Below are 12696 nucleotides of genomic sequence, written 5' to 3' on the forward strand. Positions count from 1 at the left end.
AACAACAGGAAGTGCTGCTACCGTATTCCGGGTGAGGGGAAAGGACGAGGAGAGCTTGGCCGAGGCGTTCTGGGGGGTCGCCCGGCGACTGCGCCACCAGTCCCGGCGGACACTCGAACCGTGGGACCTCAACCCCGGACACGCCCGGGCGCTCGACGTCCTGATGCGGCACGGCCCGGTGCGGCTCAGCACGCTCGCCGACCACCTGCACATCGCGCCGCGCTCCACCACCGAGGTAGTCGACGGTCTGCAGGAGCGGAGTCTCGCCGAGCGCCGGCCGGACCCGGAGGACCGGCGGGCCACGCTCGTCGCGCTGACCGAGGAAGGCGCCCGCGTCGGCGCCGCGATCCGCGCCGCCCGCCACGCCGAGGCGGAACACTTCTTCGGTCATCTCAGCCCGGCCGACCGCGCCGACCTGGCCCGCATCCTGCGTACGCTGCGCGACTGAAGGGTGTTGATGATCCGTCGTCGCCGACGGATCATCAACACCCTTCGCCCTGGGCTCGGCCGTTCAGGTCGACGTCCGAGTACGGCCCGATCAGCTCATCGATGGTGTAGACCCGGCCGTTCTTCATCACCATCTCGACGTTGGCGCCGTTGTGGATGTCCTGCAACGGGTTGCCGCGAACGAAGCTGAGATCCGCCAGCCGTCCGTCCTGCACGGCGCCCAGATCCGACTCCAGCAGGTACGCCTGCTCGGTCAGGAGAACGAGCGGCTCAAGCGGGCTCTGCGGGACTGGCAGACCATCCACGCCCGGGAGTGCCGGCCGCCGAACGTTCACATGGAGAAGTTCGGGTCGTTCTTGATGATCGAGAAGGCGCCGCCCTGCGGGTCGGTGAGTGTGGCGAATCGCCCGGCGGGCGAGTCCTGCCGCAGCATCTCCGTCGCGCCTAGCGAGATGGCCAGGTCCGCGGTGACGTCGCAGTCGTCGACGGCGAAGTAGACGCTCCACTGCGAGGGCATCGGGCCCCAGTCGGGCCTGATCTGCATGGCTCCCGCCACGGGCTGCCCACCGGCCTCGATGAGCGTGTAGGTCTCGTCGCCGCCCATTGCCACGTCACGGGTCGTGACCCCGAAGACGGAGGTGTAGAACGCCTTGCTCGCAGCGATGTCACTTGTCATGAGCTCGGCCCAGGTGAGGCTGCCGGACTCGCCGGTCACCTCGGCACCGCGGTGCTTGCCGGGCTGCCAGATCGAGACGTAGGCGCCCGTCGGGTCGAGGAGGACCGCCGTGCTGCCCTGGTCCATCACCTGCATCGGTGCCATGATCACCTTTGCGCCGGCGGCCTCCGCGGCGGCGGCGGTCGCCGTCGCGTCGTCCGTAGCGAGATAGGTCGCCCAGGACGTGCCGCGCTCCGGATCCATCGCCGGGCCGATCCCGGCCGTCTGCCGGCCGTCCTTCAGGAACGCTCCGTAGCCGCCCGCGTCGGGTCCGAAATCCAGGTGTGTCCAGCCGAAGAGCCGGGTGTAGAAGGCGACGGCACCCGGGACGTCGGTCGTGCCGATGTCAACCCAGGTCGGGGCGCCCTTGGGGAACTTTGGTGTGCTCATGCCGCCATCCTGGCACACATTCGGACAATTCCTGGCCGGACGCGCGCCGCGATGGCTCCGCGCAAGCCAAGTAATGCCGCTCCCATGCAGCCCGGCGGGCGCGCTCCGAGAGCAGTGATATCAACTGCGGGCATTCTTGAAATCATCGGTGCTGACTCGCTGCCGGCAGAGAGGTCCCTACCATGTCACGAACGATCCTGGACGTTGACGACGACCTGCTCGCGGAAGCGTCGAAGATCCTGTGTACCACGACGAAAAAGGCGACTGTCAACGCCGCTCTTGCGGCGGTGGTCAATTGGAAAAAGCGGCGCGAGTTTGCCGACTGGCTCAAGACCGGCGGACTTCCCGACCTGACCGGTGGAACGGGCGCGGCCAAGCCGGACGGGGCGTGAGCCGGGAGCTTTACCTCCTGGACAAGTCGGCGCTCGCCCGTTGGCCGAAACCCTCCGTAGCCCCGTGCTCGACGAGTTTGTCCAAAAGAGGGCTGCCGGCGGTGTGCGGAGTGGTAAGGATCGAGGTTATCCACAGCGCCCGCACGGCCAAGGACGCGCAGCGCGCGCGTTGGCTGCTTGGCGGATTCCGCTGGCTGGCCATGCCGGACGAGATCTGGGATCGGGCGATCGACGTCCAGGTCCAGGCGCTCCACAAGGGAACCACCGCACCCTGTCGATGGCGGACCTGCTGATCGCCGCCACCGCCGAGCGCCACGGCGCCACCGTGCTGCACTACGACGATGGCTTCGACATGATCACGGCAATCATCGGGCAGCCAACCGCCTGGGTGATGGCTCCCGGCTCGGCTGACTGAAGCGGAACGCTAGTCCACTCCGGGCCGACCTCCCGGGCTCGCGGCGGCCGGCGGCCGGCGCTCGACGATGGTGAATGCGGGGCAGCTGGCACTACCGCCCCTGCTGGAGGGCCGCGGTCACCGCCTTCGCGTCGAACCGGGCCGGGTCGAAGCCCGCTGGATCATCCAGGCCCAGCCAGTCCAGCCGGTCCCGGTGTTCGGGATGACTGGAGTCGCTGAGGATCTCCACCAGTTCGGCGTACCCCCACACGCCGCCGCAGTCCTCCGGCGGCGCGGCCCGCCGCCCACCGACACAGCGCGGGTACGCCACGGACGCGTCCCGGTCGAGGACCTTCTCCACGAGGATGTCGTGTTCCCAGTCGTCGCCGAAGTCGTACGTGTAGCGCAGCTTGTCTCCGACGGCGGAGGCGACCTGTTCCATCGTGACCCGCGATGCGGCGCGGTGACCGAGGTCGGTGTCGGGACGGCCGAAGCTGCCGTACGGGGTCTCGAAGACGTGCAGGTGGCTGTCGGTCCAGGCGAACGCAGCCTGGATCAGCTCGTGCAGGCGGGCGAGGCTGACGTCCGCGGGCACCTCGAGACGCCGCCAGATCGGTGGGCGAGCGCCCCGCAGGCTCACCTTGATCTGGTAAATGGGCGCTGGGCCGTCGGACTTCTTCCGCTTCGCGGGCAGGCCCGCGGAGCGCCGTGGGGTGGGTATCGAACCGCCCCGTCGCGGCGGGTGCAGCCGGTCGAGCAGCGCGGAGATCGAAGCCACGTCCAGTTCGCCGTCGTGCAGATGACCCCGCTTGCGCTGCCGGGGCGCGGGAAGGGTCCGAATCCGGCTGCGGAGCAGCAGGGCCAGCGCAGCGTAGCCGGGGCCGTCCTCCTCAAGGAGTTCGTCCAGCCCCTCGGTGCCGCGGTCGCGGTCGTGGTCGGAGCGGGCCTCCAGCGTCTCCTCCACGGCTTGACGGAACTCCGCCGGCCGGAGCTTCTCCTCCGTGACGTCTACGCCACCGGCGCGCAGGTCGGACAGTAGTTCCGCGCGCGCCTGTTCCCACTGATCCCCGTCGATCAACAGGATGTCGCGGGCGGCGCCGCAGTCGAACTCGTCCACGCTGACGGCGACGACATGTGACCGGCCTTCCCGCTGAAACCGGGCAGCCAGCATGAACGTCCCACCCGCCGAATCGGCGAAGCGGCAGCAGTCCGGCATCGTGACCGGGGCTTCCAGCTCGGCCAGCCAGGGTGGCGAGGTGATGCCAGCACCGGCGAGTCGGCTGGCGCCCTCCGTCGCGGCGCGACTGACCTCGCCGTCGTAAACCGACGCGATTCCCGCCAGCATGGCCCGCGCCTCCGGGCTGGCCTGCGCCTCGAACGTCGGCACGAACAGGTCCCGCAACGCCCGCTCGAAGTCGTCGCCTACGGTGGCCACGATCGTCACCAACATCGAGGCGACGATCTCCACCTCCAGCGGATCCTGCATGGCGTCGATGTCGATCGGCGGCGGGATCAGGCCGCCGATCTGCTCCGGCGTGGGCTGCGCCCCGGCGCAGTACGGGCAGTCGCACTCCTCAGGCGCGCCGACCACGACGAGCGGCCCGCCTCCTCGCACTGATCGCTTCTTCCCGTTGCGCCGACGGCCACGGCTCACTGGACTCACGCCGCACAGTCTGCCGCATTCCACCGGTCCCACGGCAGGCCGGCACACCGCCACCGAGCACAAACCACGCTGGCGGACCGCGGCGACGAGGAACGCCAGGATCTCAGGCGGTGAGCGCGCTGCGGTGGGCGTTGACGACCCTTCCCGCTCGCCTCTGGTCTCCGCCGCGGGTCGTTGTCGCCCTTCGGACGCCGCCGCCGCTACTCACCGAGGGCCCGGGCGAGGAGCATGAGGTCATGCCGAACCCGCTCGAGGATCTGCAGGCAAACATGTGGGTACTGGCCGCGTTGGGGCGCCTGGCCCGCCAGGGGCTGCTGGATTCGCCGGCAGCCGCCGACGACGCGCTGGCCGTCGCCGCCCAACGACTGCTGATCGCGGCGGGACTGTTGGAGCCGGATCCGGTGCGCCCGTCTCAGTCGCTGCTGGCGTCCCTGCCGCCGGACGTGCCGGCCGCGGCCCACGGCGGCTTGGTCGCCAGCACGCTGCAACTGGCCGGCACACTGGCCGGTGGCGACCCGGCGGTGTGGTCGCCGGAGGATCCGGAGACGATCCGCTCGTACGGCCTGGTCAGCGGAATTGCCGTCAACCACGTGCTCAGGCGGGTGCTCGCGAACGTACCGGGCTTTCCCAACCGGCTGGACCGGCCGGGTGCGGCGTTCCTCGACGTAGGAGTGGGCGCGGCCGGCATCAGCATCGAACTCTGCAGGCGGCACCCGAGCCTGAAAGCCGTGGGGCTCGACATCAACCCGCCCTCGGTCCGCGTCGGCCGAGACGCGGTGTCCGCCGCGGGACTCACCAACCGGATCGAGGTACGCGAGCAGTCTGTGACCGAGTTCGAGGAGGTCGCGGCGTTTGATCTCATCTGGGTGCCTCAGCCGTTCCTGCCCCCGCCGGTGCTCGTCGCTGCCTTGCCCCGGTTGCACAGATCGGCCCGTCCCGGTGCGGTTGTGGTGATGGGGCTGGCTCACACCGCCGAAGGCGGACTCTTGGGCGCTGCGGGGGACGTGCAATATCTGATGTTGGGCGGTGGCCGCATGTCGCCCGGGACGGCCGGGCAGCTACTCGAGGACGCGGGCTTCCTCGACGTCAGAGTGATGACCTTCTTTGGCACCCCGCTGATGGTCGCGCGGCGCCGTGAGGTCGACTGATGCAAGCTCACCGCGGATCAGCGGCTGCCGGTCCTCGCCCACCAGGCCGCGGCCTCCGCACGGCTGCTGGCACCGATCTTGTCGCGGCCGCACTCGAGGTGCTTGCGGACGGTGCGTTCCGTGATCCCCAGGCGCCGCCCGATCCGCTGGTTGGTCCAGCCCTGCGCCACCAGGGCCAGCACGTCGCGCTCGCGGGGCGTCAGCCGGTCGGTGTCGCCGCCACCGTTCGTACTCTCGGGCCCGACCAGCCGGGCGGCCGCCGCGTCGAGTTCCCGGCGGAACGCCAGGGCGCTGGCAAGAGGCTCGCGGACGAGGGACAGCGCGGCCATCTCGTCGGCCTCGAAGTCGCGGTGCCTTCGATGCACGCCGAGGAAGACGACCTGGTCCGGCCGGGCGCCGAGGTGCAGACCCGCCGGATACCGCCCGTCCGTCCAGCTGTGCATCCAGTGGTAGGTCTCGGTGTGCCAGAACCGCGGCAGGTCAACATGGTCGCTGACCCGCTGCGCCCACCCTCTTCCCGACCTGAGATCCAGGAAACACGGGTGCCGGGACGCCACGGCCCGGGCGGCATCGATGTAGTGCTGCGGCAGCGGTGCGGCGTCCCACACCGTGACGGTCACCGTCGCCACCTCGCCCTCAGCGAGGCTCCACCGGGTGAAGCCCGCCCCCGCGTCCGCGTCGATGGCTCGTCCGACTGCCGCGATGAACGGTTCAACGTAGTCGTGTCCGGCGGCCACGAGCCTCGCGGCGTCCATGCTGGCGCGCAGCAGCGCTTCGTCCCGTCGCATGTGTCCTCCGCCGTCGAGCAGCGCGTTGTGGCAAGTCTGGCGAGCGGATGCAGGCGCAGCAAGCAGGACTCTGTCCAGTGGCGATTGCGACACTGTCCGACCCCTCTCCCCAAAACGGACGATGCCCTCAGGGCCACCGCGGCCGCGCCTCGAGGGAGGAGCAGCAATGAGAATGATCAGGTCGGTACCTCTCCTCGCGGCAGTGGCCGTGGCGCTCGTCGCGCTGTCCAGCGCTGCCGTGGCGTCCCTCCCCTCCACGCTGGTCGTGGACCGCGACGGAGCGCAGTGCGGGAATGCGGACTTCACGTCGATCCAGGCAGCGGTCGACGCAGCCGAGCCGGGGACACGGATCAAGGTCTGCCCCGACGTCTATCCCGAGAGCGTACGCGTGGACAAGCCACTGATCCTGTGGGGTGAACCTGATGCGGTGGAGGCGATTGACTGCTTCGACGCCGCCGCGTCACAGGCGGACGGCCTCGACCCGACCCAGCAGGTGATCGTCGACCCGGCCGCGGACGGGTTCAGCGTCGCCTTTGACATGCTGGCCGACGACGTCGTCCTCGCTGGGTTCGTCGTGCAGGACGCCTCGGTGGGAATCGACGCGGACGACAGATTCTCCGGGCAGCACGTCCACCACAATCTGGTCCGGTTGAACACCCTCTTCGGCATGGACTTCGGCACTGCGGGCGCCCGGGAGTCCCGCGTCGACCACAACTGCTTCCGCGACAACCGCTGGGGTCTGGTCTGCGAGCTCGACGACGACAGCCTGTGGAAGCTCCCGGTCGGTAACGAGCGTGGCGCGTGGAACGCCCGCGATCTACGTACGGCGCGAATCGACCACAACGACACCTTCCGCAACCAGGCCGGAATCGACGTGGCCGGCCCGGGCCGACGCGAGCAGGTGACGGTGGACCACAACGTGTCGCGGGCCGAGGGCACCGGCATTGCGCTGCAGAACTCAGCCCGGAGCGCCGTCATCGCCAACGAGGTCGTCGGGGCCTCGGGCACCGGTTCGATCGCCTTCGGAGGCGGGAACACGGACCTGACCGTCGCGTCGAACCTCGTGACCGGCGGGCGGGTCGGCATCATCTTTGCCTCGGCGAGCTACTTCGACAAGTTCCCGCCCAGCCGCCGGGTGACCATCACCGGTAACACCGCGCGCGGAATGGTCTTCAGCGGCATAAATGCCGGCCAGGGCCTCACGGTCGGTGCGGGCGAGCTGCGGGACTCCGTCATCGCGGGAAACGTCAGCAGCGACAACGGGCTCGACGGGATAATCGTTCCGGCAGGAAACGCAGGTAATGACGTCCGGGACAACGTGACCGAACGCAACGGGCGCCGCGGTATCTACGCAGCTTCGTCGACGAGCGACAACACCTTCTCCGGCAACTGGATGTTCGGCAACGGCGTTCTCGATGCCCGGGACGACAACCGGACGGCGAACACCTGGGTCGGGAACCAGTGCCTCACGGACTACCCGGAAGGGACGATCTGCGGCGCTCAATCCTCGTGACCGACCACCACGGCCGCTGCGCCCAGGCGTGACCTTCGAAAGGGTGAGCGGCTCGACAACGCGTCGAGCCGCTCACTTGCCTCGGATCAAGGGCCCCCGGCTGGCGTGAGGCCGGTGCGGGCCGCGATGCCCTGACCTCGCCGGCTCGTCAGGTCGCCGGGACGCCGTCGGCCGCGCTGCGCAGCGCGGCAATGTCGATCTTGCCCATTCCGAGCATGGCCTGCATCGCGCGCCGGGCCCGCTCCGGGTCCGGGTCGTTCAACATCTCCTCCATCCCGGTCGGTACGACCTGCCAGGACAGGCCGTACCGGTCCTTGAGCCAGCCACACGGCCCTTCCTGGCCGCCCTCGGACAGGCGCTCCCAGTAGTAGTCGATCTCGTCCTGCGTCTCGCAGTTGATCTGGAAGGAAACGGCCTCGGTGAACGTGAACTCAGGACCGCCGTTGATGCCGACGAACCGCTGACCGGCCAACTCGAACTCCACCGTCATCACCATGCCGGCCGGTCGTGGCCCGGCCTCCGTGTAGCGGGTGACGTTCACGATGCGCGAGTTGTCGAAGACGGAGATGTAGAAGTTCGCGGCCTCCTCGGCCTGGGTGTCGAACCACAGGTTCGGAGTGATCTTCTGCCGCATGGCGTTGTCCTCTCGTACGACGGGACCGGGCTCCCGCAACCGATGCTTCACGTGTACAACGCCGACACGGCGGAAAACTCATCGCTCATTCGGTGAACCGGTCCCGGGTGGCACCTGCCAGACGGCGCATGCGCCGTCCTCGTCATGACGAGGCGCTGAGAATTAGTGACTGGCGAAGCCAGTGCCGAACGCGAAGAATCAGCAGCGTGGGCGTTGCTGTCGCTGTTCCCTTGACGCCGAAAGGAAGCGACTGATGCGGCCGAACCCGTTGGTGGCTGAGCAGGTCAACTGGACCCAGTACGAGCCGGACCAGCGCGCGGGCCATTACGAGAGCTTCTACCAGCGGGCCAACCATCCCAGCCGGCCCCTGGCGTTCTGGATCCGCTACACGATCTTCACCCCGGCAGGTCGCCCCGTCGAAGCGATCGGCGAGCTGTGGTTCGTGCTGTTCGACGGTGAGACCGGGCAGCACGTCGTGGCCAAGCAGGAGCATCCGATTGCCGACTGCGACTTCGATCGGCGGGCGTTCTCCGTGCGGATCGGGGAGGCGACGTTAGGACCCGCGAGGCTGGCCGGCGGGGTGCACGGCGTGCGCTGGCAGTTGACGTACGCCAGCGACCAGCCTCCGCTCTACCTCTTGCCGCCCCGGCTGTATCGGGGTGGCTTTCCGAAGGCGAAGAGCCTCGTGGGCAGTCCCCTGGCCCGCTACGACGGTGAACTGATCGTCGGCGATCGCCGAATCAGAGTCGGCGACTGGGTGGGCAGCCAAAATCACAACTGGGGCACCCGGCACACCGACCGCTATGCCTTCGGTCAGGTAGCCGGCTTCGACAACGCACCGGACAGCTTCCTGGAGGTTGCCACCGCGAGTAACCGGATCGGTCCCGTGAACACCCCGATGGTCACCCTGCTCGTGTTGCGCCACCGAGGCCAGGAGCACTCCTTGGTCTCGCTGTGGCAAGGGATCCGGGCGACCGGCCGCTTCCGCTACTTCGGCTGGGACTTCGCCTCGCAGTCCCCTTCAGTCCAGGTGCGCGGACGGATCGAGGCACCACCGGAGGCGTTCACCGGCCTGGCGTACTCGAATCCACCGGGCGGGGTAAAGCACTGTCTCAACACCAAGATCGCGCGTTGCGAGGTCGAGGTGACCAACCGAGTAACGGGTACCCGGGAAACCCTGCTCACCGAACACCGCGCCCTGTTCGAGATCCTGACGGACGACCGCGGCCACGGCATTCCGATCCGGGCATAGCTCACGAAGTAGCGGTGGCCCTGCCGGACCACCGCCCGGTGGAACCGGAACCGCCAGGGGTGCCCCCAGGCGGTCGGCGTGCACATCCACCCGCCGACGTTCACCAGGGCGAACGGCAGCAGGAGCAGCCACAGCATTCGGCTCCCGCTGCGCGAGGTCAGCCCACCCCACGAGTACGCCTCGACGTGCCGGCCCTTCACATCGGCGGTGCGGTAGAAGCCCGCGACCCGGCTTCCGGAGACGAGTTGCGGCGCCGCGCCGGCGAGCAGGTTCTCCGGCGTGGTGCCGTCCGGTGTCGGGTCAGTCCATCAGGTCCGGCTCGTGGCGGCCGCAACCGTGCAGGATCGGCCGGTCACCGCCGTGCGCCAACGGCGCGGGCCGGGGACTTTCTGGTCGGAGCGCCGACCCCGCGCATTATTCGCAGTGAGCGCAGGGCTTCAGCGGGCCGCCGACCTCCTCGTGGGCCCAGCGCTCAAGCTCGGCACGGCCTCCGCAGAGCTTGATGTACTGGTCAGTCCACCTGCCGCCTCTGGTCGGGCTCTCCGCGATGGTCCTGCAGGTGGCCCGATGCAGGATCAGGTAGCTAGGACTCGGGCTGCGGTTGGTGTTCACGACATACCCGTCGGGGTTGCGCGAGATCCAGTTCAGGTAACCGGCATCGTCATCCGCGAAGCGCTGCATCTGGTCATGATGAGCAACTCGTCGGTAGTTGACCAGAGTCGGGGTGCCGCGCCGCCGTAGCCGCCGTACTGGCCGGTCAGGCCTTCCAGCAGCGCCACGGAGGGTTGTGGCGATCGTCCGAGCAGGCCCGCCAAACGGCGCGGGCGGGACATCGCCGTAGCGATTTCCGCCCTACGATGCCCACCATGTCTGCGTCCCAACGACAAGACGCCGAGGAGGCCGAGTGGGTGCCTCCCACCCGGCCCAACTGCGCCTGCACTGAGCACGACGACGAGCTGGCAGACCTGGTGGTGCCCGTCACCGAACCCGGCGTAGCGCCGATGACGGTCGAGGAACTCGTCGCTTGCGGCGCACTCGGTGCCGGACCGGTGAAGCCGCGCGACCGGTGGTGGGAGATCTTCGACGAGACGGACGCGGGCCCCGAGCGCATCGGCCCGTTCCACTGGACGTTATGGGTGGGCGACGAGGCACGGTCGTGCTACGACGACGCGGCGGCGCTCTCACTCGATCAGTCGCTCCTCGCCCGCCCCGGAGTGCAGCTCGTGGAGTGGATGGACCGGGAGGAGTTTCTGATCGGCGCGCCGGCGCTGTGCGCGAGCGGGATCCTGGCCGCCGCGGCCCGCGCCCTCGCCGACCCACGCGTACGCCAGCGCTAGGACCTGCCCTGCCGCGGCAGAAGGGTGTTGATGTCCGTCGTTGCCAACGGATCATCAACAACCTTCCGCCGGTCCCCGCTGCCCCGAGGATTCACCCGTTCAGGTCGACGTCCGAATACGGTCCGACAACTCATCGATGGTCTAGAGCCAGCCGTTCTTCACTTCCCGCGGCGAGGGGAAGGTCGCCCGGCACGAGCGGCTGGGCGGCGAGGAGGAGCGCTGGCAGGCCGAGGCGCACTGCGCTCAGGTGCTGGAGACCATCAGGCAACTCTTCGAGGGCCGGGACCGATGAGGGTCGACGTTCTACAGCACTCGGTCAACCGCCGCCTCGGCGGCTAGCGAGTATCGCCAGGATCTCGCGGCGTACCTCGTCGGTCTCGTGCACCAGCCGACGGTGCGCGAACCGCACCACCAGGATGCCGAGCGTGGCCAGCAGCGCGTCCCGCCGCAGGTCGACCTCGCGCTGCCGCCGATCGCCGTGGGTGCTCGCTCCGTCGAGCTCGAAGTCGACGCGTTCCCGCTCCGCATCGACGTCGAGGTAGACCGTGCGCCCTCGCGCCTGGATCCGTACCTGTCGCTGAAAGGCAGGCATGTCGGGGCCGGTGAAGACGTGGTCGTGTCCCCAGATCTCCAGCGGGCTGCGGCAGCCTGCGGCGAGTTTCACGAGGAGAGCCCGCAGCTCGGCCCGGCCGGTGAGCCTCGGTGCGGCCGCCAGCGCCCCGAAGGCCCGCCGCGGCGTGGTCAGTCGGTCGTTGGCCGCCCGGATCAGCGGGGCCGGACGGTCCGCCGGAGGCAACTGCGGCCAGGCGTCGACCAGCGCGCGGTCCAGCCGCACGACCGGGATGCCGCAGCGGTAGACGACGTGCGGCGGCGCCACCGTGAAGCCCAGTCGGTGGTGCACGACGAGGTGTGGCCGGGTGCGGATGCCGGAGCCGGCCGGCACATCGAGGTGCACGGGCTCACCGATGCGTTGCGAGCGCAGGCCCCACACGTCCAGGGCACGGAGGCTGCTCAGTGCGCCCCGCCCGTCCGCGTACGCGAGCACGGCTCGCCGCCCCAGCTCGGGGCCGAGGCGGGCGAGGACGGGCGCGCCGTCGGCCGGTGCGGGTGGAACGAGTTGGGCGTCGACGTAGACCTCGGGCAGCACCCGGAGCAGTCGGCCGGCATGACAGGCTCCCCGCAGCGTCGACTCCGGCACCACCTGGGCCGCCACCGCCCGGGTCACCACTTCCCCACTCTGATCCACCAGCGCTTGGAGCACCGATTTCACGCGGCAGACACTGGCCCCGCCGCGTCTCTGCCGCAAGCGGCACCGGCGTCGGCTGTGGACGATGCAGCGAGGTGTGGACGGCACCACGTGGAACGGCGCGATGTGCTACGGCGCTGCAAGATCGTCTGATGCGGGCGCTGCCTCTGCTCGGCGTGTCATGACGGTGAGGCGTAGACGATCATGCGATGCGGGGTGCCGTCACTCGCTGAGATGCTCCACAGGGGACGGCGGAAGATCACCCGAGCGCCTAGTATGTCCCGCCATGCGTACCGAACCGATTCAGATCGATGGCCTCGCCGGGCCGGTCGTCGTCACCGCGCCGAACTTCCGCCCCGCCTCCATCACGGTCGGCGACCAGACCGCGACCCGCACCCGGGCCAACAACTACCTCCTGCCCGCCGCGGACGGCACGATGAAGGAGGCCAAGTTGCACGGCGGCCTGTTCGACGCGTATCCCACGATCGAGATCGCGGGCGTCAAGCACCGCACGGGACCCGCCGTACCGGCGCTGCTCCAGATCCTGGCCGTCCTGCCATTTGTCGTCTTCATCTTCGTGCTTCGGGGCGGGTTGATCGGCGGCCTGATCGGCGGCATCGCCATGGGCGTCAACCTCGGCATCGCACGCGGCGCTCGATCGACTCCCGCCAAGGCGGGGCTGATGATCTGCGTCCTCGCCGGAGGTGCGGTGGCGTTGTTGATGATCGCCGGCGTCCTGCAGCGGGCCCTCGCCTGACATCCCGCGACAAGCAGGAC

At 69.2% G+C, this 12696-nt stretch carries 15 protein-coding genes; 8 read left to right on the top strand and 7 right to left on the bottom strand.

Going from position 1 to position 12696, the window contains the following annotated elements:
* Nucleotides 1-31 precede the first annotated feature (31 nt).
* On the top strand, nt 32-448 hold the full coding sequence (locus GA0070624_RS23700) for a MarR family winged helix-turn-helix transcriptional regulator (RefSeq protein WP_091344735.1): 417 nt from the start codon (nt 32-34) through the stop codon (nt 446-448).
* 34 nt (nt 449-482) lie between these two features.
* On the opposite strand, the gene GA0070624_RS34955 is transcribed toward GA0070624_RS23700, so the two are convergent.
* Nucleotides 483-752 (bottom strand): hypothetical protein, encoded by a 270-nt coding sequence (locus tag GA0070624_RS34955; protein ID WP_176731840.1) that lies wholly within the window; start codon nt 750-752, stop codon nt 483-485.
* A gap of 26 nt (nt 753-778) precedes the next feature.
* Complete coding sequence (locus GA0070624_RS34245; protein WP_141715149.1) at nt 779-1552, bottom strand: VOC family protein; 774 nt, start codon at nt 1550-1552, stop codon at nt 779-781.
* 182 nt (nt 1553-1734) lie between these two features.
* Here GA0070624_RS34245 and GA0070624_RS23710 point away from each other — a divergent pair, with 182 nt between their 5' ends.
* The gene (locus tag GA0070624_RS23710; protein ID WP_091344738.1) at nt 1735-1944 is read left to right on the top strand and encodes a type II toxin-antitoxin system VapB family antitoxin; all 210 of its coding nucleotides are present in this window, start codon (nt 1735-1737) and stop codon (nt 1942-1944) included.
* Nucleotides 1945-2221: 277 nt separating this feature from the next.
* Nucleotides 2222-2359, top strand: coding sequence for a PIN domain-containing protein (locus GA0070624_RS35980; RefSeq protein WP_245718948.1), 138 nt, complete (start codon nt 2222-2224; stop codon nt 2357-2359).
* A 91-nt stretch (nt 2360-2450) separates the two neighbouring features.
* On the opposite strand, the gene GA0070624_RS23720 is transcribed toward GA0070624_RS35980, so the two are convergent.
* The gene (locus GA0070624_RS23720) at nt 2451-3953 is read right to left on the bottom strand and encodes a plasmid pRiA4b ORF-3 family protein (protein ID WP_218105268.1); all 1503 of its coding nucleotides are present in this window, start codon (nt 3951-3953) and stop codon (nt 2451-2453) included.
* A 284-nt stretch (nt 3954-4237) separates the two neighbouring features.
* On the opposite strand from GA0070624_RS23720, the gene GA0070624_RS23725 reads away from it, so the two are divergent.
* Nucleotides 4238-5149 (top strand): SAM-dependent methyltransferase, encoded by a 912-nt coding sequence (locus tag GA0070624_RS23725; protein WP_091344741.1) that lies wholly within the window; start codon nt 4238-4240, stop codon nt 5147-5149.
* Nucleotides 5150-5166: 17 nt separating this feature from the next.
* Here the strand turns inward: GA0070624_RS23725 and GA0070624_RS36650 are convergent, their stop codons facing one another.
* Nucleotides 5167-5937, bottom strand: a complete 771-nt coding sequence (locus GA0070624_RS36650; RefSeq protein ID WP_342672754.1) for a LuxR C-terminal-related transcriptional regulator — start codon at nt 5935-5937, stop codon at nt 5167-5169.
* Nucleotides 5938-6139: 202 nt separating this feature from the next.
* On the opposite strand from GA0070624_RS36650, the gene GA0070624_RS23735 reads away from it, so the two are divergent.
* Entirely contained in the window at nt 6140-7450 is a 1311-nt protein-coding gene (locus GA0070624_RS23735) for a right-handed parallel beta-helix repeat-containing protein (RefSeq protein WP_176731841.1), read from the top strand.
* 148 nt (nt 7451-7598) lie between these two features.
* Here the strand turns inward: GA0070624_RS23735 and GA0070624_RS23740 are convergent, their stop codons facing one another.
* Nucleotides 7599-8084 (bottom strand): VOC family protein, encoded by a 486-nt coding sequence (locus GA0070624_RS23740; RefSeq protein WP_091344748.1) that lies wholly within the window; start codon nt 8082-8084, stop codon nt 7599-7601.
* A 181-nt stretch (nt 8085-8265) separates the two neighbouring features.
* Between GA0070624_RS23740 and GA0070624_RS23745 the strand changes: the two genes are divergently transcribed.
* Nucleotides 8266-9336, top strand: a complete 1071-nt coding sequence (locus tag GA0070624_RS23745) for a hypothetical protein (RefSeq protein ID WP_218105269.1) — start codon at nt 8266-8268, stop codon at nt 9334-9336.
* 414 nt (nt 9337-9750) lie between these two features.
* On the opposite strand, the gene GA0070624_RS23750 is transcribed toward GA0070624_RS23745, so the two are convergent.
* Nucleotides 9751-10017, bottom strand: a complete 267-nt coding sequence (locus GA0070624_RS23750) for a hypothetical protein (RefSeq protein ID WP_091344753.1) — start codon at nt 10015-10017, stop codon at nt 9751-9753.
* 185 nt (nt 10018-10202) lie between these two features.
* Here GA0070624_RS23750 and GA0070624_RS23755 point away from each other — a divergent pair, with 185 nt between their 5' ends.
* Nucleotides 10203-10673 carry a hypothetical protein gene (locus GA0070624_RS23755; protein WP_141715150.1) on the top strand — a complete coding sequence of 157 codons (471 nt, stop codon included), beginning with the start codon at nt 10203-10205 and terminating at the stop codon, nt 10671-10673.
* Between the two features lie 316 nt (nt 10674-10989).
* Here the strand turns inward: GA0070624_RS23755 and GA0070624_RS23760 are convergent, their stop codons facing one another.
* Complete coding sequence (locus GA0070624_RS23760) at nt 10990-11943, bottom strand: DUF559 domain-containing protein (protein ID WP_091344755.1); 954 nt, start codon at nt 11941-11943, stop codon at nt 10990-10992.
* Between the two features lie 262 nt (nt 11944-12205).
* Between GA0070624_RS23760 and GA0070624_RS23765 the strand changes: the two genes are divergently transcribed.
* Entirely contained in the window at nt 12206-12676 is a 471-nt protein-coding gene (locus tag GA0070624_RS23765; protein ID WP_091344756.1) for a hypothetical protein, read from the top strand.
* Nucleotides 12677-12696 lie beyond the last annotated feature (20 nt).

This window comes from Micromonospora rhizosphaerae (assembly GCF_900091465.1).
GTDB classification, from domain to species: domain Bacteria; phylum Actinomycetota; class Actinomycetes; order Mycobacteriales; family Micromonosporaceae; genus Micromonospora; species Micromonospora rhizosphaerae.

Excerpts from the sequence above, each read along its gene's own strand:
- GA0070624_RS34245 (WP_141715149.1), bottom strand. The coding sequence starts at position 1,552 with ATGAGCACACCAAAGTTCCCCAAGGGCGCCCCGACCTGGGTTGACATC.
- GA0070624_RS23710 (WP_091344738.1), top strand. The coding sequence starts at position 1,735 with ATGTCACGAACGATCCTGGACGTTGACGACGACCTGCTCGCGGAAGCG.
- GA0070624_RS35980 (WP_245718948.1), top strand. The coding sequence starts at position 2,222 with ATGGCGGACCTGCTGATCGCCGCCACCGCCGAGCGCCACGGCGCCACC.
- GA0070624_RS23725 (WP_091344741.1), top strand. The coding sequence starts at position 4,238 with ATGCCGAACCCGCTCGAGGATCTGCAGGCAAACATGTGGGTACTGGCC.
- GA0070624_RS36650 (WP_342672754.1), bottom strand. The coding sequence starts at position 5,937 with ATGCGACGGGACGAAGCGCTGCTGCGCGCCAGCATGGACGCCGCGAGG.
- GA0070624_RS23740 (WP_091344748.1), bottom strand. The coding sequence starts at position 8,084 with ATGCGGCAGAAGATCACTCCGAACCTGTGGTTCGACACCCAGGCCGAG.
- GA0070624_RS23750 (WP_091344753.1), bottom strand. The coding sequence starts at position 10,017 with ATGCAGCGCTTCGCGGATGACGATGCCGGTTACCTGAACTGGATCTCG.
- GA0070624_RS23755 (WP_141715150.1), top strand. The coding sequence starts at position 10,203 with ATGTCTGCGTCCCAACGACAAGACGCCGAGGAGGCCGAGTGGGTGCCT.
- GA0070624_RS23765 (WP_091344756.1), top strand. The coding sequence starts at position 12,206 with ATGCGTACCGAACCGATTCAGATCGATGGCCTCGCCGGGCCGGTCGTC.